Origin of the sequence: Nocardia sp. NPDC057353 (assembly GCF_042667085.1) — a bacterium.
GTDB lineage: Bacteria > Actinomycetota > Actinomycetes > Mycobacteriales > Mycobacteriaceae > Nocardia.
In genome coordinates this window covers 24,991-42,289 of the sequence record NZ_JBHVAK010000039.1, presented here as the reverse complement: position 1 = coordinate 42,289, position 17,299 = coordinate 24,991, and the positions used below count along the sequence as shown (strand labels likewise).

The window sequence follows — 17,299 nt, the reverse complement described above, 5'->3', positions numbered from 1 at the left end:
CGATGTAATGGATGGATAGGGTAGGCGTATGACAGCGAAGGCCGGACAGTCGGCGAATGGCGGGGTAGGGGTCTTCCGCACGGCTGTGGTGCCGGCGGCGGGGCTGGGGACGCGCTTCCTGCCCGTCACGAAGACGGTGCCGAAGGAACTGCTCCCGGTGGTCGACACGCCGGGGATCGAGCTGGTCGCCACCGAGGCGGCGGACTCGGGCGCGCAGCGGCTGGTGATCGTCACCTCGCCGGGCAAGGACGGGGTCGTCGCGCACTTCATCGAGGACCTGGTGCTGGAGAGCACGCTCGCCGAGCGCGGCAAGATCGAGGCGCTGGAGAAGGTGCGCCGGGCGCCGGGGCTGCTCGACGTCAGCTCGGTGGTGCAGGAGGAGCCGCTCGGCCTCGGACACGCGGTCGCCCAGGCGGAGGCGGTGCTCGACGACGACGAGGACGCCATCGCCGTGCTGCTCCCGGACGACCTGGTGCTGCCGTCCGGCGTGCTCGACGTGATGAGCCGGGTGCGGCGCAAGCGCGGCGGCTCGGTGCTGTGCGCGATCGACGTGCCCAAGGAGCAGGTCAGCGCCTACGGCGTCTTCGACGTCGAGGTCGTGCCGGACGCGGTGAACCCGAATGTGCTCCGGGTCAACGGCATGGTGGAGAAGCCGGCGCTGGCCGACGCGCCGTCCACCTACGCCGCCGCTGGGCGGTACCTGCTCGACCGCGCGATCTTCGACGCGCTGCGCCGGATCGAGCCGGGCGCGGGCGGTGAACTCCAGCTGACCGATGCCATTGCGCTGCTGATCGCGGAGGGGCATCCGGTTCATGTCGTGGTCCACCGTGGGTCGCGCCACGATTTGGGCAACCCGGGCGGTTATCTTCGAGCAGCGGTCGATTTCGCCCTGGAACGGGAGGAGTACGGCCCGGCCCTTCGGGAGTGGCTGCAGCACCGGCTCGGCCCGGACTGGGATCCCCAGCTGACGACCTACGACTGACGGGCGCGGTCGAATTTCACGGGCGGTGGACACGTCGGGTACGAATGTGTTCGCCGCCCGGCTGTACGCACGCCGGTGCCGATGCGGTAGCGGCGGCGTGCGAGAGGAGCAGGGAAGGGCTGGATGCGCTCGGTTGAGGATCAGCAGATCAAGGTGACCGCGGCCGCGGTCGCGCCGAGGCCGGTCCGGGTCGCGATCTCGGAGGCCCAGGGGCTGCTGTGCGCCGAGGATGTCGTCACCGAGCGGCCACTCCCCGGCTTCGACCAGGCGGCCATCGACGGCTACGCCGTCCGCAGCGTCGACGTCTCGGCGGCGGGCTCCGACATCAGGGACGAGACCGGCGAGCTGGTCGACCTCACGCTGCCGGTCGTCGGCGAGGTGGTGGCCGGTTCCAGGCAGCCGATCCGGCTGCAGCCGAGGCAGAGCGTCCGGGTCGACACCGGGGCGCCGCTGCCGACGCTCGCCGACGCCGTGCTCCCGCTGGACTTCACCGATGGCGGCCGGGCACGGATCAAGGTCTACGAGCCGGTGCGCTCCGGCGACTACGTGCGCCGGATCGGCGACGACGTGCAGCCCGGCGACGTCGCGGTGCGCGCGGGCACCATCATCGGCCCGGCGCAGGTCGGGCTGCTCGCCGCGGTCGGGCAGGACAAGGTGCTCGTGCACCCGCGGCCGCGGCTCTCGGTGATCTCGGTGGGCGGCGAGCTCATCGACATCGACCGCACGCCGGGGCCGGGGCAGGTCTACGATGTGAACTCCTACGCGCTGGCCGCCGCGGCGCGCGACGCGGGCGCCGACGTGAACCGGGTCGGCATCGTCAGCTCGGACCCGCGCAGGCTGCGCGACGTGGTCGAGGGGCAGCTGATGCGTTCCGAGGTGGTGGTGATCGCGGGCGCCGTCGGCGGCTGGGCCTCCGAGCAGGTGCGCGAGGCGCTGGACGGGCTCGGCGAACTGGAGATCGCCAGGGTCGCCATGCATCCCGGCTCGGTGCAGGGCTTCGGCAGGCTCGGCCGGGACGAGGTGCCGACCTTCCTGCTGCCCGCCAATCCGGTGAGCGCGCTGGTCGTCTTCGAGGTGATGGTGCGTCCGCTGATCCGGATCGCGCTCGGCCGCAGGCATCCCATGCGCCGCGTCATCCGGGCCAGGACGATCATGCCGGTCACCTCCATGGCGGGGCGGAAGGGGTACCTGCGCGCGCAGCTCATGCGCGACGAGACCACCGGCGACTACCTGGTGCAGCCGCTCGGCAACGGCACCAACGGCTCCTCGCACCTGCTCGCCACCCTCGCCGAGGCCAACAGCCTGATCGTGATCGAGCCGGACGAGACCGAGATCCGCACCGGTGACGAGGTGCGCGTCGCGTTCCTCTCCCAGCGCGGCTGAGGCGCGGGCATGAGCGTTCTCCGGGGTGCGCAGCATCCGGGGTGGCCCGCCAGGATCGGCCCGGTCCTGGTGACCGCCGGTGAGGTGCGGCTGCGGCCGGTGCGGCTGCGGGATGCCGCCGCCTGGAGCCGGATCCGGCTGCGCGACCGTGACCACCTGGAGCCGTGGGAGCCGACCGGCCGCGGCACCTGGGAGGCGCGCAACCACGCCTCGAACTGGCCGTCGCTCTGGTCCGGGCTGAAGGCCGAGGCGCGGCGCGGCGCCATGATCCCGCTGGCGATCGAGGTGGACGGCGACTTCGCCGGGCAGATCACGGTGGGCAATATCGTGCGCGGCGCGCTGCGCTCGGCCTGGATCGGGTACTGGGTGGCGCGCGACCTGAGCGGGAAGGGCGTGGCCACCGCGGCGCTCGCGCTCGGCCTCGACCACTGCTTCGGCCCGGTAGGGCTGCACCGGGTGGAGGCCACCGTGCGGCCGGAGAACCTGGCCAGCCAGGCGGTGCTGCGGCACGCCGGGTTCCGCGAGGAGGGGTTGCTGCGCCGCTACCTCGATGTCGACGGCGCCTGGCGTGATCATCTGCTGGTGGGTATCACGGTCGAAGAGGTGCTCGGCACCGTGGTCGACCGGATCGTGCGGGAGGGACGCGCGACGCCGCTCTGAGCTGCGGTAGCGCACCGCCGAGGGGAATGGATCGTCCGGGGGAAAGGAATACGGTGGCTGCACGCGCCGCGGAAGTGGTGGAAATGTGACTGCTGTGGCGCAAGTGCACGGCGCGCCTGCTCGTTGTGATCTCTACCCGGAATTAACCTACGGACGTCGGTGGTGCGTCCCGCGCCGCCGGCACGGAGCCTGTGAGGTGCTCGACCGACCGGTGAGGAGGTCGGCCGAAGTGCCTCCGCGGCGGCCGAACCGCCGCCCCGGACGAGGGCCTGCGCGGTCGCTCGGCGGGGTGCGGCCCGGCCGCGGGCCGAGTGGACCAATCCCGGCGGGGACGGAGGTGCTGACGACATGCCGAATTCGATCCTGTGGATCGGGCTCGTCGTGCTGTGGGTCTTCGTCATCTTCCCCATGCTCGCGAACCGGCACCCGCGCATCCGGCGCACCACCGACGCCGCGCTGGCGACCCGTGTGCTGTACCGCGGCGGCTCGAAACGCCGTCGCAAGAACGGCCGCCACGACAGCGACCCCGACTACCGACCCACCCGACGCACGAGAAGGCTTCCCCAGAGCGATGATGCGGAGGATCGGATGACGACATCGGCCGACGAGCCCGTCACCGACGACGAAGACACCGTCACCGATCCTCGCGACCCGGAGGATGGGCCCGCGGACACTGTCGCCGCCGAGACCGCAGGAGCCTCCACCGCGGACGGCCCCGCCGGAGCGGCGGTGGACCTCGACGATCGTGCCGACGACGACTTCGACGACGACCTCACCGATGACGACCTCACCGACGATGACCTCACTGAAGGCGACCGGGCCGAAGACGACCGTGTCGACAGCGACCTTGCCGAGGACGATTTCGACGACGAGGACCGGGGCACCGAGGCCGCGGAGTATGTGGACGAGCCCTACGAGGACGACGCCGAGTACGAGGACGAGGACGCCTCCGCCCCCGCACCCGCCGCCGACTCCAGGGTGAGCGCGCGCATCCCACCCGCCCCCGCGAAGACCCCCGCGCGCCTGGACGACGACGGCTACGCGGACGGGGACACCGGCTCCGAGGGCGAGCGGGATGCCGAGAAGCCCGCCGAGCGCACCGACGACGACTTCGTCCCCACCCGCCGCGGCCGCGGCGGCTACGACCCCGAAGCCGACGCCATCGCCCGCGCCGCGCGCTACACCTTCCGGCAGCGCGCCGTGCTCGGCCTGCTGCTCGCGGGGCTGCTCTGCGGCGGCCTCGGCCTCGCCGTCGCGCCCGCGCTGTGGTGGGGCACCGGGCTGAGCCTGGCCGTGCTCGTCGCCTACCTGGCGTACCTGCGCAAGCAGGTCAGGATGGAGGAGGAGATCCGGCGCCGCCGCTCCGCCCGGCTCGCCCGCGGCCGCTCGGCGGCCGAGGCCGAGGAGGCGGAGGTCGAACCGGCCGCCCCGCGCCGGGAACGCCGCGCCGCCGTCGGCATGGACCGGGACACCGCCCGCCTGCTGCGCCGCCGCTCCGTCCTGCTCGAACCCGACGACGAGGCCCCCGACTTCGAGCAGTTGGAGACCTTCGACCCGGCCGCCGCCCGCGCCCTGCGCAACCGTACCGCCGACATGCGCCGCGCCGTGGGCGAGTAGTTCGCCGAATCGAGGCCGTACGGGGCATCGCCCCAGCTCACGGCCTCGATTCGGAGTCTGCGGCAACGTCCTGATACAGTGTCACAGCGCGGTTCCCCGGAGCCGCACGGGGCTATAGCGCAGTTGGTAGCGCGTCTCGTTCGCATCGAGAAGGTCAGGGGTTCGATTCCCCTTAGCTCCACCGAAGAGGCTTCCGCACAGGCGGGAGCCTCTTTCGTTTCCGGCACCGTTGTGATGTCCGGTTCTTCGGACATATTCGCGTCCGAACGGTCGCTGTCCTTCGATCGGGCGACACGTGCGAATTCGAGCCCGTGGAACACTGGCCCTGTTCACGTCCGTACTACGGAAAGGGTCGGATGAAGCGCGCAGCAATGGTGATCATTCTGTGTCTGGCAGTTGCCGGCTGCGGGTCCGGAATCAATGGAGACGACATCGGAATCGGACGAGGTGCCGCTGATCCGCTGTCGCTGCTCTTCGTGGAACATCGCGACGGCGATACTCAGCTTTATTACCGAGTGGGGGACGATCCCGCGAAGCAGATGACTACAGGTGAGACCGACTACTTCGGGGATGTGCATTTATCGGATGATGGATCCCGGATAATTTTCGCGCGCTCGGTCGACAACGAAGTCGGAATCTACTCGATGACTCCCGGGGACGCGGGGCCGACGCTCATCGTCTACCCCGTGCTGCTGGCGACGAGCAATCGCAGCCACCACTCCATCGATGTCGTGAACGAGTACGACGTGACAGCCGACGGCTCCGCTGTCGTCTTCGTGACGACGAGCACCGATGGGTCCGCCTACAGCTCGGGGGCGACGGAGATCCACACGATCGCCTTCGACGGGAGCGGCCACCAGCTCCTCGTGGACACGGGCGACGAGGATGATCTCGTGGGGCTGCCGCAGTTCTCACCGGATGGAGAGCGGATAGCGTATTGGCGTCTCGGGAACAATGACAGGCCGTCCGGGCTCTACGTCATGGATCGAGACGGTCGCGGCGTACGCATGGTCGCGAGTTCGAAGGAAATGAATCACGAAGGCTTCGAATACCTATCGTGGTCTCCGGACGGCAGGAAGATCGCGGTGGTGAACGCTGACCAGGATGCTCTCTATGTGGTGAACGTGGACGGAGGTGGGGGCGCCGAAGAGATCATCCGCACTCCGGAGACGGAAGGGTTCGACTATCTGGGCAATCCGGCGTTTTCGCCGGATGGGAAATGGATCGCCTATCACCGGTCGGCGATGAATGCGCCAGGGCAGGTGTTCACCGATCCCGCTCAGGCACTTTCTGGTTCTTCGGCGGAAATATTCATGATCCCTGTCGACGGCGGTGCGGCCCGGCAGGTCACCGACGAGGGACAGCAGATGGAGGCCGCCGACGACCCGGTCTTCACTCCGGACGGCAGCACGCTGGTATTCGTGGGCGGGCCCATGGACCCGAAGACGATAGATCAGCAGAATCCGTTGAAAGATTTCGGTATCTATCGGGTGGCGATCGACGGCAGCGGCGTGCGAAAACTGCACTCGGGGCGCGCCGATCAGTTCGACATCGCACTGCGCACCGGCTGAGCGGACGTATCGCCTCCCCGGTGCAGGGTAGCCGCGCTGTCGTCCGCTGTTCACGGGCCATTCGGGGTGCCGGGCCGGAACGCGCCGTACCCTGTGCGCGTGGGGCCGACGGACCGGGCGCCGAGCACGGCGGCGCGACCGGTCACGGCACTCGCGGCGGTCACCGCCGTGGTGTTCGTGACCTTTCTCGACACCACCATCGTCAGCGTGGCGCTCGGCGCCATCCGGAACGAGCTGCGCGCCGACGTGAGTGCACTGCAGTGGGTGGTCAACGCGTACACGGTGGTCTTCGCCGGACTCATGCTGGCGGGCGGCTCGCTCGGCGACCGGTGGGGACGGAAGCGGGTGATGATCGCGGGGCTGGTGGTCTTCTGCGCCGGGTCGGTGGTCGCGGCGCTCGCGGCCACCGTGCCGCTGCTGATCCTCGGCCGCGCGATCATGGGGGTCGGTGCGGCGGCATCGGAGCCGGGCACGCTCTCGCTGCTGCGCCACATCTTCCCGGACGAGCGCGCCCGCGCCAAGGCGCTCGGGGTGTGGGCGGCGGCGGCCGGGCTGGCGCTGGCCGCGGGGCCGGTGCTCGGCGGGGTGCTGGTGCACGCGTACGGGTGGCGCTCGATCTTCTGGTTCAACCTGGTACTCGGGGCGGCGGCGCTGCTGGCGGCGCTGTGGTCGGTGCCGGAGAGCTCCGACCGGCCGGACGGGCCGATCGACTGGGCCGGGTTCGTGCTCGGCGCCGGGTTTCTCGGCGCGGTGATCTACGCGGCCGTCGCGGGCGAGCACCGGGGGTACACCTCGGCGCCGGTGCTCGCGCTCTTCGGGGCGGGCGGGGTCGCGCTGGTCGCCTTCGTCGCGGTCGAGCTGCGGGCACGGGCGCCCATGCTGCAGCTGCGCTATCTGCGGCCGCCCGCGGTGCGGAGCGCGCTGGTGGTGGCCTTCGCCGTCTACTTCGGGATCTTCTCGATCTTCTTCTGCACCGCGCTGTACCTACAGGTGACGCACTCGTACTCGGGGGCGCGGACGGCGACGGTGTTCGCGCCGATGGCCGTCGCCATCGTGCTCGGCTCGCTGGCCGCGGGATTCTGGGTGGCGCGCCGCGGGGCGTGGCCGCCGATGATCGCCGGGTGTCTGGCGGGGGCCGCGGGCATCCTGCTCACCCGGCACGCGCTGGCGGGGCCGATCCACGATCCGTCGCTCGCCGCGGCCATGGCACTGGCGGGGCTCGGCTTCGGCGTCGCGGTGGTGCCGCTGACCTCGGCGGTGCTCTCCGGGCTGCCCGCCGCGCACTCGGGGATGGCGGCCGCGGCGACCAATACGATGCGGCAGGTCGGCTCGGCGGTCGGGGTGGCGGTGCTCGGCGCGCTGGTGAACTCGCTGCTCACCGCGGACCTGAAGGCGCGGATGTCGGAGCTCGGGCTGCCCGCTGAGTTGCAGCCGTTCGCGGTGGACGCGGTGCAGCGGGGCGGGATCCCGGAGGGCACGAACATCACGCCGTACCTGCCGTACCTCTCGAAGATCAACGAGGTGTTGAACACCGGGAAGGCGGCGTTCCACCACGGGCTCGAGGTGGCGCTGCTGGTCTCCGCGATCCTGATCCTGGTCGCGGCCGTCGTGACCGCGTTCGAGGCGCCGAAGCGCGCGGGTGGGGACCGCTGAGCGAACCCTCGGAATTACATCTGTGCAGTTCGTGCCGTCCTTCCGAACGGTACTTCCAGATGGCAACCACCCTCGACGGATCGCCGGGGCGGGAGATCTGGATCACAGAATTCTCGGGGGGTGTTCGAAAGACGCCGGGCTCAGCGTAATTCGGGGTGCGCTGGGAAAGTCCGGTCGTTCACTGCGGGTTTGCGGAGTGGGCGCGGACACCGGCCGCCCCGGTCGGTCCGGCGCATTCGAGCAGCGTGAACAGCGGATATATGCAATCTTGTTATTGCACAACGGCATTGAGAGGGACCCACGGGGCTCGGTGGTGCGGGGCTCCGGCAGAGGGAGTGTGGCGAGATCATGATGTCGTGGAACGCGTCCGAGCCGAGGGAAAGGGATGCCGCGGGACGGGCGGCTCCCCGGGGTGAGACGCTTCGCGATGCCGCGCGTCGGGAGAGCGGGCGCCGCGGCTCCTCGCGGCGGGCGGACGCGCAGCGCGACGGGGTGCCGCCGGAGCGCGGGGCCGAGGTTCCAGGGCCGCGCGGCGGGGTGGTGCGGCGGGTGCGCAGCGACGAGTGGGGGCCGGTTCGGTTGCCGCGGGAGGAGCCGGACGAGGCGGTTCCGCCCCGGGGGGCCGCGCCGGGGCCGGTGCGGAATGCCGGGCCGGTGCCGTGGGGGGAGCCGCGGGGTGCCGTGCCGCGGGAGGGCGGGGTTTCCGAGCCGTGGCCCGTGCGGGATGGGGGGCCGCGGGAGAGTGAGGTTTCGGCGCCGTGGCCCGTGCGGGATGCGGGGCCGCGCGGAGGCGGGGTTTCCGAGCCGGGGCCGTTCGGGCGCGCGGTGGGGCGGCGCGGTGAGATGATGCCGTACGGCGACGGAGCGGGGCGCCCTCGGCAGCCCGGTCCGTACGACCCGCCGGGTCGCCGGGGCGAGCTGCCCGACGGTGAGCCTCGGCGCAGCGGAGGGACTTTCGGGGCGGGGCCTGCGGGCGGTGCCCCGCGACGTGGAGGCGGTGAGATGACCGGCGCCGCGTCGTTCGGTGAAGCGCAGGGGGCGCCAGGGGGTGATGGGCCGCCCTCCGGGCGATTCCCGCTCTTCGGGCGCCGAACCGGCGGTGCGCACCGCTCGGGGGAGATACCGCGGGTGCCCCCGGATGCCTACCGCACCGGCGAATTCCCGCGCATCCGCCCGGATGCCGCGCGCCCGGCCGAGCCGCCCCGCTCCCGCCCCGACGCCCCCGCTTCGGGAGCATTGCCGCGAGTCCGGCCCGAGGCCCCGCGCTCCGGTGAGCCGCCGCGCCCGCGCCCCGACGCTCCCGCTCCGGAATCCTCGCCGCACGTGCGCCCCGACGCCCCGCGCTCCGGTGAAATACCGCGCGTCCGCCCCGACGCTCCCGCTTCGGGTGCCCTACCGCGTGTGCGCCCTGATGCTCCCGCTTCAGGAGCCCTGCCACGCCTGCGTCCTGACGATCCCATTTCGGGAGCATTGCCACGCCGGCCTGATGCACCTGCTTCTGGAGCCTTGCCGCGCGTGCGTCCCGACGCCCCTGTTTCGGGAGCCCCGCCGCGCGTGCGTCCTGACGCCCCGCGCTCTGGTGAACTTCCGCGCGTGCGTCCCGACGCCCCTGCTTCGGGTGCCCTACCGCGCGTCCACCCGGACGCCTCCGCCCCGGGAACCCTGCCCAGGCGCATCCCCGAGAACTCGCGGCGGCCCGACGCACCCGCCTCGGGAGCGCTGCCGCGCGTCCGCCCGGACACCGCACGCTCCGGCGAACCGTCTTCCCCCGCATCGGGCGCACTCCCGCGCCTGCCGCGCCCGGGCGAACAGCCCCGCCCTCCGCAGGGCAGGCGGCGCGGCGAGGGCCCACCGCCGCCCGGCTCCCTGCGCGACGCCGTGCGCCGCGACCGCGTCGGCCCCCCGCCCCCGCAGCGGGTCGGGCCCCCGCCGAAGAAGCGGCAGGCCGCCCCGCTCTGGCCTGGCATGCTCACCCCCGGGCTCTCCTCCGCGGAACGGCCCGCGCCCGCGAAGCCGCGGGTGCGCCGCTCCCTGGTGGTCGGCCTGGTGGCGGTGGCGGGCTCGCTGGCGACGGCGGCGGTGGTGCTCACCTACACCGCGGCGGCGACGAACCCGAGGCAGCCGGTCGCGGCGATCACCGACCCGATTCTCGGCGGCGGCCCCGGCTGCGAGCCGACCAGGGAGAACGGGCTGGTCCGCGGCAACGGCCTCGGCTCCACCGAGACCGGCCCCGAGGCGGTGCTCGCCTTCCAGCACGCGTACTACGTGACCCGCTCCGGCACCGCGGCGCGCGCGGTGACCACGCCGGACGCGGCGGTCTCGTCGGTCGAGGTGATCGACGCGGGGATCGCCTCGGTGCCGCCGAACACGCAGCACTGCGTGTTGATCACGCAGATGGCGGACGGCCGCTTCGACGTGGTGATCACCGAGGCCCGCCCGGACGGCGCCGTGCGCACGTACCGCCAGTTCGTCACGGTCACGGTGTGGGAGGGCCGGGTGGTGATCGCCGCTATCGCCCGTCCGTCCTGACCGGAAGCCCGGCCGCGCCGCCCGCCGCGGCGAGGACCTGCTCCAGCATGGCCGGGGTGAGCCTGCCGGTGAAGGTGTTCTGCTGGCTCACGTGGTAGCTGCCGAAGACGTGCAGCGGCCGCCGCTCCGCGGTCGCGGGAGCCAGCGTGACCTGCGCGCCGTGCCCGAAGCGCGGCCGCGGGCGCGGCACCTGCCAACCGTTGGTGCCGAGGACCGGGAGCAGCGCCTGCCAGCCGAACCCGCCGAGCACGACCACCGCGCGCAGGGTGGGCGCGAGCAGCCCGAGCTCCAGGTCGAGCCAGTGCCCGCAGCGGTCGCGCTCGTCGACCGTCGGCTTGTTCTCCGGCGGCGCGCAGTGCACCGGCGCGGTGATCCGGACGCCGTGCAGCCGCAGCCCGTCGTCGGCGGCGACGGCGGTGGGCTGGTTGGCCAGCCCGACGGCGTGCAGCGCGGCGTAGAGCACGTCGCCGCTGCGGTCGCCGGTGAACATCCGGCCGGTGCGGTTGGCGCCGTGCGCGGCAGGCGCGAGCCCGACGATGAGCAGCGCGGCGTCCGCGGGCCCGAAGGCGGGCACGGCCCGGCCCCAGTACGTCTGCTCCCGGAAGGCGGCGCGCTTCTCCCGCGCCACCCGCTCGCGCCAGGCCACCAGCCGGGGGCAGCCGAAGCACTCCGCGACGGCGGCGTCCAGCTCGGCGATCGAGCGGACGGCGGTGACCTCGGCGGGGTCGGTGATTCGCCCGTGACCGGATTTCCGGCCGGTCGCCGCCCGGCCTCCGATTCGTTCGGCGGGAACTCCGGGATTACCGATGGTTCACTTTCCCTTCGTCTGCGCAGGAATCCGATACCGGCTGTCGATCAATGTCGCGGCGGGAATGACCGCGCCACGGCCGGGCGATCGATCACCGGATCTCCGGGTTGATAGCATGGCACCTCCGAAGAGCCCCTTGGCGGGAGCTACCCCGGTTTCACCCGAAAGAGTCGATCCATGCAGTTCGAAATCGTCGAGCGGGACGAGACGTGGGTTGCCGGGCTGCCGGTGCGCAGCCCGAAGCGCGCGCTCGGAGAGCTGCGGGACCAGGCACTGGAGGCGGCCTGGACGGCGGTGCTGCACCAGGACCTCGGTGGCCCGCTCGCCAGCGCCTACACCGATTACTCCGGCGAGCTCGGGACGTACAACACGCAGATCGTCGGCTACCGGTGTTCGTCGTTCGAGGAAGTCACGAGGGGTCATATCGTGGCCAGGTTGCCGCGCGGAAAGTATGCGAAATTCTCGTCGATGGGGAATTTCCCGCAGATTATGACGGATTTGTGGACGCAAATATCCTACGCCGAGGAACACAATCAGCTGAAGCGCACCTACTCCGGTGATTTCGAGTGGTACCCGCACGCCTACAAGATCGAGCTCTACCTGGCGGTAGAGCCGCGATGACCTACACGATCGCGGTGCGCCCCGAGGCGATCTACGGCGGGCTGGTCGTCCCCCGCGTGCGGCCCAGCTTCAAGGTCAGCAACAGCGACCTGATCGAGTTCCTCAAGGACCGGCTGCGCGACCGGGACATCGCCGGGCGCCTGCTCTACACGCTCTACGTGCCCGACCCCGCCGGGAGCTACAACGCCGTCGTGTGCCTCGACTACCCGGAGCCCGCCGAGGTCCCGGTGGGCGACGTGCTGGTGCGGGTGCCGAAGGGCGTCTTCGCCAGGTTCGAGCCGAACGGCGACTACCACGACCCGGTGGAGGACGTCTGGGCCCAGGTCGACGACGCGACCGCCTCGGCCGAGATCACCAGGGCCTACCGGGAGGAGATCGAGGTCTGGCGCAAGCCGGACGCGGTCGAATTGTTCATCTCGATCCTGGTCTGACCAGGACACTTCCGGTCAGGTTGCCAGCAGGTTGCCACTGCGCGGCCAACCGGTCTATCCGGTATCACTCCATATTGGACTCGGCACCCACCCGGGGGTGAATTAATAGAAATGTGACATGGTCACGGGAGATTAACCGGATAAGTGGTCAATTCCTGTCGAATGACGGATACTTCCACTGGCAGGCGAACCGGACAGTACGTTCGAGCAGGCTGCCGCACCGGTTCGAGGGCCGCCCGGCGGCGGTAGCAGGAGTTGACCAGATGACTGTCGAAACGATCGCAGTCGGCCCCGCGGGCGCACCCGACGACCACTCGCGGCGCACGATCACCACGGCAGGCAGACACTTCCTCGACCGGGCCTCCGGCTGCCGCATCCGGCTGGCGACCCCCGCCGCCGAGCCCGGGCTGTGGGCCCGCTACCTGGACGGCGCGCTGCGCACCTACCGGCACTTCGGGGTGGAGCAGGCGCTGGAGCTGGCCGCCACCGCCGACGGCGACACCACCGCGCTCTTCTGCACCGCCACCGACGCGGGCGGCCGGGTGGTGGCCGGGGTCCGGGTGCAGGGGCCGTACCGGCGGGTCGTCGACGTCACCTCGCTGCTGGCCTGGGAGGGCCGCCAGGGGGAGAGCGCGCTGCGCATGATGATGGCCGGGCGGCTGCCGTTCGGCGTGGTCGAGGGGCGCGGCGCCTGGGTGTCGCGGGAGACGCCGTACCGCAACGAGCTCGGCGCCGCGATCTCGCGCTGCCTTGCACACGCGCCGCGGCTGCTCGGCGCGCGCTTCTGCTTCGCCACCGTCGCCTCGTTCACCGCGGCCAGGCACGCGGCGAGCGGCGGCGCCGCGGCCACCGAGATCGCGCCGGTGCCGTACCCGGACGACCGCTACCGCACCGTGCCGATCTGGTGGGACAGCAGGCTCTACCGCACCGCCGCGGCGCCCGACCAGTACGCGGCGATGCGGGCCGAGTGGGCCGAGCTCGGCGTGCCCGAGCCCCGCCCGCGGCCGTTCCATGGCTGCTGACGCCGCCGCGGCGCACCGGCCGCTCGTCCTCGACCCCGCGGCGCCCTCGGCCGCGGCCGCCATCGCCGAGCTGCGGGCGCGCCCCGGGGTGGAGGTCACCGACCTGCGCGCCCCGCTGCGCGCGGAGCTGGCCGAGATCCCGGACACCCCGCCGCCCGCGGGGGACCGCTGGGTCTACTACCCGTGGCGCAACCGGCTGCTCGGGCTGCCCGCCGAGCAGGAGTTCCGCGCGGTCCGGCTGAACCGCAACCGGAACAAGCTCACCGCCGCCGAGCAGGCGGTCCTCGCCGAGCTGCGGATCGGGGTGGTGGGGCAGAGCGTCGGCCACGCCGTCGCCTACGCGCTGGCGCAGGAGGGGGTCTGCGGCGCGCTGCGGCTGGCCGACTTCGACGCGATCGCGCTCTCCAACCTGAACCGGGTGCCCGCCACGCTCTTCGACATCGGGGTGAACAAGGCGGTGGTGACGGCGCGGCGGATCGCCGAGCTCGACCCCTACCTGCCGGTCGAGGTGTGCACCGGGGGCGTGGACGCGGAGTCCGTCGCGGCGTTCATGGCCGGGCTTTCGCTGGTGGTCGAGGAGTGCGACTCGCTCGACGTCAAGCTGCTGGTCCGCGAACACGCGCGGACCGTCGGGCTGCCGGTGATCATGGAGACCAGCGACCGCGGCCTGCTCGACGTCGAGCGCTACGACCTGGAGCCGGAGCGCGAGCCCTTCCACGGCATGCTCGGCGGGGTCAAGGCCGCCGACCTGCGCGGCCTCGCCTCCAGGGACAAGGCGCCCTACGTCATGGGCATCCTCGGCGCGGACCAGATCTCCGCCCGGATGGGCGCCAGCATGGTCGAGATCGACGAAACCCTCGCGGCCTGGCCGCAGCTGGGCAGCGAGGTCATGCTCGGCGGCGCGCTGGTGGCCGCCGCGGTGCGCCGGATCGGGCTCGGCGGCGCGCTGCCCTCCGGCCGGGTCCGGATCGATCTGGAGACCGAGCTGGACCGGCTGGCGGCACCAGGGGCACAGCCGGCGTCGGCGGCCGAGCCGGACGAGCTGGATCCGCATCTGCCGCCCGCAGGCGCCACCGACGTCGAGCGGGTGCTGCACTGCGCGCGGCGCGCCCCCTCCGGCGGCAATGCGCAGCCGTGGACGCTGAGCGCGGACGGCGACGAGATCCGGATCGCGCTGCGTACCGACTACCGCACCGCGCTCGACCACCGCTTCCGCGGCAGCGCGGTGGCGCTCGGCGCCGCGCTCTACAACGCGCGCGCGGCCGCCGCGGCGCTCGGCATCCTCGGCTCCACAGAATTGCGCGAATCGGACAGCGGTGGCCTGATCGCGAAGCTGCGTCTGGGACGCGGCACCGATCCGGCGCTCGCCGCCGACTATCCGTGGGCACTGCGCCGCGAGACCAACCGCAGGCTCGGCGCGGGCGGCGCACTGGACGGGACACTCCTGGCCGAGCTGCGCAACGCCGCAACGGCGGAAGGTGCGGTGTTGCGGATCGTCGACGAGCAGGACGCGCTCGCCGAGGCGGCCGCGATCCTGGCGGGCTCGGATCGCGTCCGCTATCTGGAGCCCGCCCTGCACGGCGAGTTGTTCGCTGAGGTCAGGGCGGTGAGCGAGGACCTGACGACCGGTATCGACGTGCGCAGCCTCGAGCTCGCGCCGGACGAGCAGGTGGCGCTGGAGGTGGCGCGACGCCCCGACATCATGGCGAATCTGCGGGACTGGTCGGGCGGCGCCGCGCTGGGGGACAGCACCCGTGATCGGGTGCTCGCGGCGGCCGCGCTGCTGGTGCTGACGGTGCCTTCCGAGACGGCGGACGGGCCGGGATTGACCGGTTACGCCCGCGGCGGCGCCGCCGCGGAGCGGGTCTGGATCGCGGCGCAACGAGCGGGTCTTGCGGTGCAACCGATCTCCCCGGTCTTCCTCTACGCGCGCGACGTCAGCGAACTGGCCGCGATTTCCCCCGGCTTCGTGGATACACTGACCTCACTTCAGGGACGATTCCTACACCTCGTCGGCGTTCCCGAACGTGAGACCATGGCATTGGCGCTGCGCGTGAGCCGGGCCGCCGACGCGACGGTCCGGAGCAGGCGACGCCCGCTGCCGGGCGTGGACACCAGCAGCTAGTGCGATCGGAGACAAGGTGCCTCGGCGGACACTCGACTCACTGGTGACCACAGTCGCCTCCGAGCTGATGGGTGTCGACGCGACCACGATGGTGGCGGCCACCGAACGGGTACTGGCGACCCTGGTGGAGTACTTCGACGTCGATTTCAGCTATGTCCGGCATACCGACCGCGAACGCCGCGCGACCGTCCTGGTCGCCGAGTGGCCGCCGCGCGAGGACGTGCCGGACCCGGACCCGCTCCGGGTCGTCTACTTCGACAAGGCCGACTCGGTCTTCAAGGCGCTGGAGAACGCGACCGAGCCGTTCCTGGTCACCAGGGACGACGCCGACTACCAGGAGACCATCCGGCGCGCCTCCGGGCTGCCCTACGTGACCTCGGCGGCGGTGCCGCTGCTCTCCCGCGGCGAGTCCACCGGGCTGCTCGGCTTCATCAAGGTCGGCGACCGGGATTGGAGCACCCGCGAGCTCAATGTGCTCAAGGCGATCGCCGCGCTCTTCGCCCAGCTGCAGGCCAGGGTGGTCGCGGAGGAGCGGCTGCGCTACATCGCGCTGCACGACGACCTGACCGGGCTGGCGAACCGCAGGGCGCTGCTCGAGCACATGGAGGACCGTTTGCGGGCCGGTAGCCCGGGCCCGGTCGCGACCTTCTTCCTCGACCTGGACCGGCTCAAGGCGTTGAACGACTTTCTGGGACACACCGCGGGTGACAATTTCATCCGCTCGCTCTCCGCCCGGCTCCGGGAGAACCTGGACCCCACCGACATGATCGCCAGGCTCGGCGGCGACGAGTTCGTGATCGTCCCGGTCAAGCCGATGGACGCGGTGGCCGCGGAGAACGAGGCCACCCGGATCCAGCAGCTGATCGGGCGCCGGGTGACGGTCGGCGGGGAGTCGGTGAGCCGCGGCGCGAGCGTCGGGGTCGCGCTCGGCATCCCGGGCGAGACCACCGTCGCCGACGTGCTGCGCCGGGCCGACCACGCGCTGCTCTCGGCCAAGTCCGGCGGCGGCAACGGGGTCGCGGTCTTCACCGACGCCATGCGCGCCCAGTTCGAGCTGCAGGACGACGTGGAGCTGAACCTGCGCGGCGCGGTCGCCGACGGCTCGCTCATCCTGCACTACCAGCCCGAGGTGGACCTGCGCACCGGCCGGGTGGTCGCGCTGGAGGCGCTGGTGCGCTGGCTGCACCCGACCAGGGGGCTGCTGCCGCCGGGCGCCTTCGTCAGCGTGGCCGAGGCCACCAACCTGGCGGGCGAGCTGGGCCGCTGGGTGATCCGCTCGGCCTGCGCGCAGTTCGCCGAGTGGCGCAGGCGGGGGCTGGCCGCGGATGTCGTCATGCGGATCAATGTCTCGCCGGTGCAGCTGGTCAGCCTGGATTTCGTGGAGCGGATCGAGGACATGCTCCGGCTCTTCGGCATCGACGGCAGCTCGATCTGCCTGGAGATCACCGAACACGTGGTGGTGCAGGACCTCTCGCGCACCCAGGTGACGCTGCGCGGGCTCAAGCGGATGGGCGTGCAGATCGCCATCGACGACTTCGGCACCGGCTACAGCTCGCTCTCGCACCTGAAGGCGCTGCCGGTGGACGCGGTGAAGATCGACCGCGGCTTCGTGCAGCGGCTCGGCGCCAGCGCCGACGACCTGGCGATCGTGAAGTCCATCATCGGGCTGGCCGGTTCGTTCGGGCTCGGCGTGGTCGGCGAGGGCGTGGAGACGCCGGTCGCCGCCCGCACCCTGGTCGGGCTCGGTTGCTATCGGGCGCAGGGGTTCCTGATCGCGCGGCCGATGCCCGCCGAGCAGGTCGAGGTGCACCTGGTCGAGGGGCGGATCCCGCTCGACCTCGACCTGCCGCGGCCGGATCGCAGCCTGCCCGCGCGCTGAAGCGCGCGGTTCGCCGCC

At 72.0% G+C, this 17,299-nt stretch carries 13 protein-coding genes and 1 tRNA gene; 13 read left to right on the top strand and 1 reads right to left on the bottom strand.

The window, feature by feature from the left end; all coding sequences use genetic code 11:
• Window positions 1-28 precede the first annotated feature (28 nt).
• The 8 genes from ACFUUZ_RS20530 to ACFUUZ_RS20495 all read left to right on the top strand — a co-directional run bounded on the left by ACFUUZ_RS20530 (window position 29) and on the right by ACFUUZ_RS20495 (window position 10,395).
• On the top strand, window positions 29-982 hold the full coding sequence (locus ACFUUZ_RS20530; protein WP_378698459.1) for a UTP--glucose-1-phosphate uridylyltransferase: 954 nt from the start codon (window positions 29-31) through the stop codon (window positions 980-982).
• Window positions 983-1,105: 123 nt separating this feature from the next.
• Complete coding sequence (glp, locus tag ACFUUZ_RS20525) at window positions 1,106-2,365, top strand: gephyrin-like molybdotransferase Glp (RefSeq protein WP_378698457.1); 1,260 nt, start codon at window positions 1,106-1,108, stop codon at window positions 2,363-2,365.
• Window positions 2,366-2,374: 9 nt separating this feature from the next.
• Window positions 2,375-3,025 (top strand): GNAT family N-acetyltransferase, encoded by a 651-nt coding sequence (locus ACFUUZ_RS20520; protein ID WP_378698455.1) that lies wholly within the window; start codon window positions 2,375-2,377, stop codon window positions 3,023-3,025.
• Between the two features lie 348 nt (window positions 3,026-3,373).
• On the top strand, window positions 3,374-4,642 hold the full coding sequence (gene glpR, locus ACFUUZ_RS20515) for a gephyrin-like molybdotransferase receptor GlpR (RefSeq protein ID WP_378698453.1): 1,269 nt from the start codon (window positions 3,374-3,376) through the stop codon (window positions 4,640-4,642).
• A 108-nt stretch (window positions 4,643-4,750) separates the two neighbouring features.
• Window positions 4,751-4,823: transfer RNA gene (locus ACFUUZ_RS20510), tRNA-Ala, on the top strand.
• A gap of 175 nt (window positions 4,824-4,998) precedes the next feature.
• Window positions 4,999-6,213 carry a hypothetical protein gene (locus tag ACFUUZ_RS20505; RefSeq protein ID WP_378698451.1) on the top strand — a complete coding sequence of 405 codons (1,215 nt, stop codon included), beginning with the start codon at window positions 4,999-5,001 and terminating at the stop codon, window positions 6,211-6,213.
• A gap of 99 nt (window positions 6,214-6,312) precedes the next feature.
• Window positions 6,313-7,866 (top strand): MFS transporter, encoded by a 1,554-nt coding sequence (locus tag ACFUUZ_RS20500; protein WP_378698449.1) that lies wholly within the window; start codon window positions 6,313-6,315, stop codon window positions 7,864-7,866.
• Between the two features lie 1,878 nt (window positions 7,867-9,744).
• Entirely contained in the window at window positions 9,745-10,395 is a 651-nt protein-coding gene (locus ACFUUZ_RS20495) for a hypothetical protein (protein WP_378698448.1), read from the top strand.
• Here the strand turns inward: ACFUUZ_RS20495 and ACFUUZ_RS20490 are convergent.
• Window positions 10,376-11,128 carry a uracil-DNA glycosylase gene (locus ACFUUZ_RS20490; RefSeq protein ID WP_378698504.1) on the bottom strand — a complete coding sequence of 251 codons (753 nt, stop codon included), beginning with the start codon at window positions 11,126-11,128 and terminating at the stop codon, window positions 10,376-10,378. The genes ACFUUZ_RS20495 and ACFUUZ_RS20490 overlap by 20 nt on opposite strands.
• A gap of 252 nt (window positions 11,129-11,380) precedes the next feature.
• Here ACFUUZ_RS20490 and ACFUUZ_RS20485 point away from each other — a divergent pair, with 252 nt between their 5' ends.
• The 5 genes from ACFUUZ_RS20485 (at window position 11,381) to ACFUUZ_RS20465 (ending at window position 17,281) form a co-directional block, all read left to right on the top strand.
• A complete protein-coding gene (locus tag ACFUUZ_RS20485) occupies window positions 11,381-11,824 on the top strand; it encodes a GyrI-like domain-containing protein (protein WP_378698447.1) in 444 nt (147 codons plus the stop codon).
• Complete coding sequence (locus ACFUUZ_RS20480) at window positions 11,821-12,255, top strand: effector binding domain-containing protein (protein ID WP_378698446.1); 435 nt, start codon at window positions 11,821-11,823, stop codon at window positions 12,253-12,255. The genes ACFUUZ_RS20485 and ACFUUZ_RS20480 overlap by 4 nt, the downstream gene beginning before the upstream one ends.
• Window positions 12,256-12,518: 263 nt before the next feature.
• Entirely contained in the window at window positions 12,519-13,277 is a 759-nt protein-coding gene (locus ACFUUZ_RS20475) for a hypothetical protein (RefSeq protein ID WP_378698445.1), read from the top strand.
• Window positions 13,267-15,402 (top strand): Rv1355c family protein, encoded by a 2,136-nt coding sequence (locus ACFUUZ_RS20470; protein WP_378698444.1) that lies wholly within the window; start codon window positions 13,267-13,269, stop codon window positions 15,400-15,402. Before ACFUUZ_RS20475 ends, ACFUUZ_RS20470 begins: the two co-directional genes overlap by 11 nt.
• 43 nt (window positions 15,403-15,445) lie before the next feature.
• A complete protein-coding gene (locus ACFUUZ_RS20465) occupies window positions 15,446-17,281 on the top strand; it encodes a putative bifunctional diguanylate cyclase/phosphodiesterase (protein ID WP_378698443.1) in 1,836 nt (611 codons plus the stop codon).
• Window positions 17,282-17,299: the final 18 nt, after the last annotated feature.

What these genes read in the sequence shown, in the direction of transcription:
- ACFUUZ_RS20530 (WP_378698459.1), top strand. Translation starts at nt 29, where the DNA reads ATGACAGCGAAGGCCGGACAGTCGGCGAATGGCGGGGTAGGGGTCTTC.
- glp (WP_378698457.1), top strand. Translation starts at nt 1,106, where the DNA reads ATGCGCTCGGTTGAGGATCAGCAGATCAAGGTGACCGCGGCCGCGGTC.
- ACFUUZ_RS20520 (WP_378698455.1), top strand. Translation starts at nt 2,375, where the DNA reads ATGAGCGTTCTCCGGGGTGCGCAGCATCCGGGGTGGCCCGCCAGGATC.
- glpR (WP_378698453.1), top strand. Translation starts at nt 3,374, where the DNA reads ATGCCGAATTCGATCCTGTGGATCGGGCTCGTCGTGCTGTGGGTCTTC.
- ACFUUZ_RS20505 (WP_378698451.1), top strand. Translation starts at nt 4,999, where the DNA reads ATGAAGCGCGCAGCAATGGTGATCATTCTGTGTCTGGCAGTTGCCGGC.
- ACFUUZ_RS20485 (WP_378698447.1), top strand. Translation starts at nt 11,381, where the DNA reads ATGCAGTTCGAAATCGTCGAGCGGGACGAGACGTGGGTTGCCGGGCTG.
- ACFUUZ_RS20480 (WP_378698446.1), top strand. Translation starts at nt 11,821, where the DNA reads ATGACCTACACGATCGCGGTGCGCCCCGAGGCGATCTACGGCGGGCTG.
- ACFUUZ_RS20475 (WP_378698445.1), top strand. Translation starts at nt 12,519, where the DNA reads ATGACTGTCGAAACGATCGCAGTCGGCCCCGCGGGCGCACCCGACGAC.
- ACFUUZ_RS20470 (WP_378698444.1), top strand. Translation starts at nt 13,267, where the DNA reads ATGGCTGCTGACGCCGCCGCGGCGCACCGGCCGCTCGTCCTCGACCCC.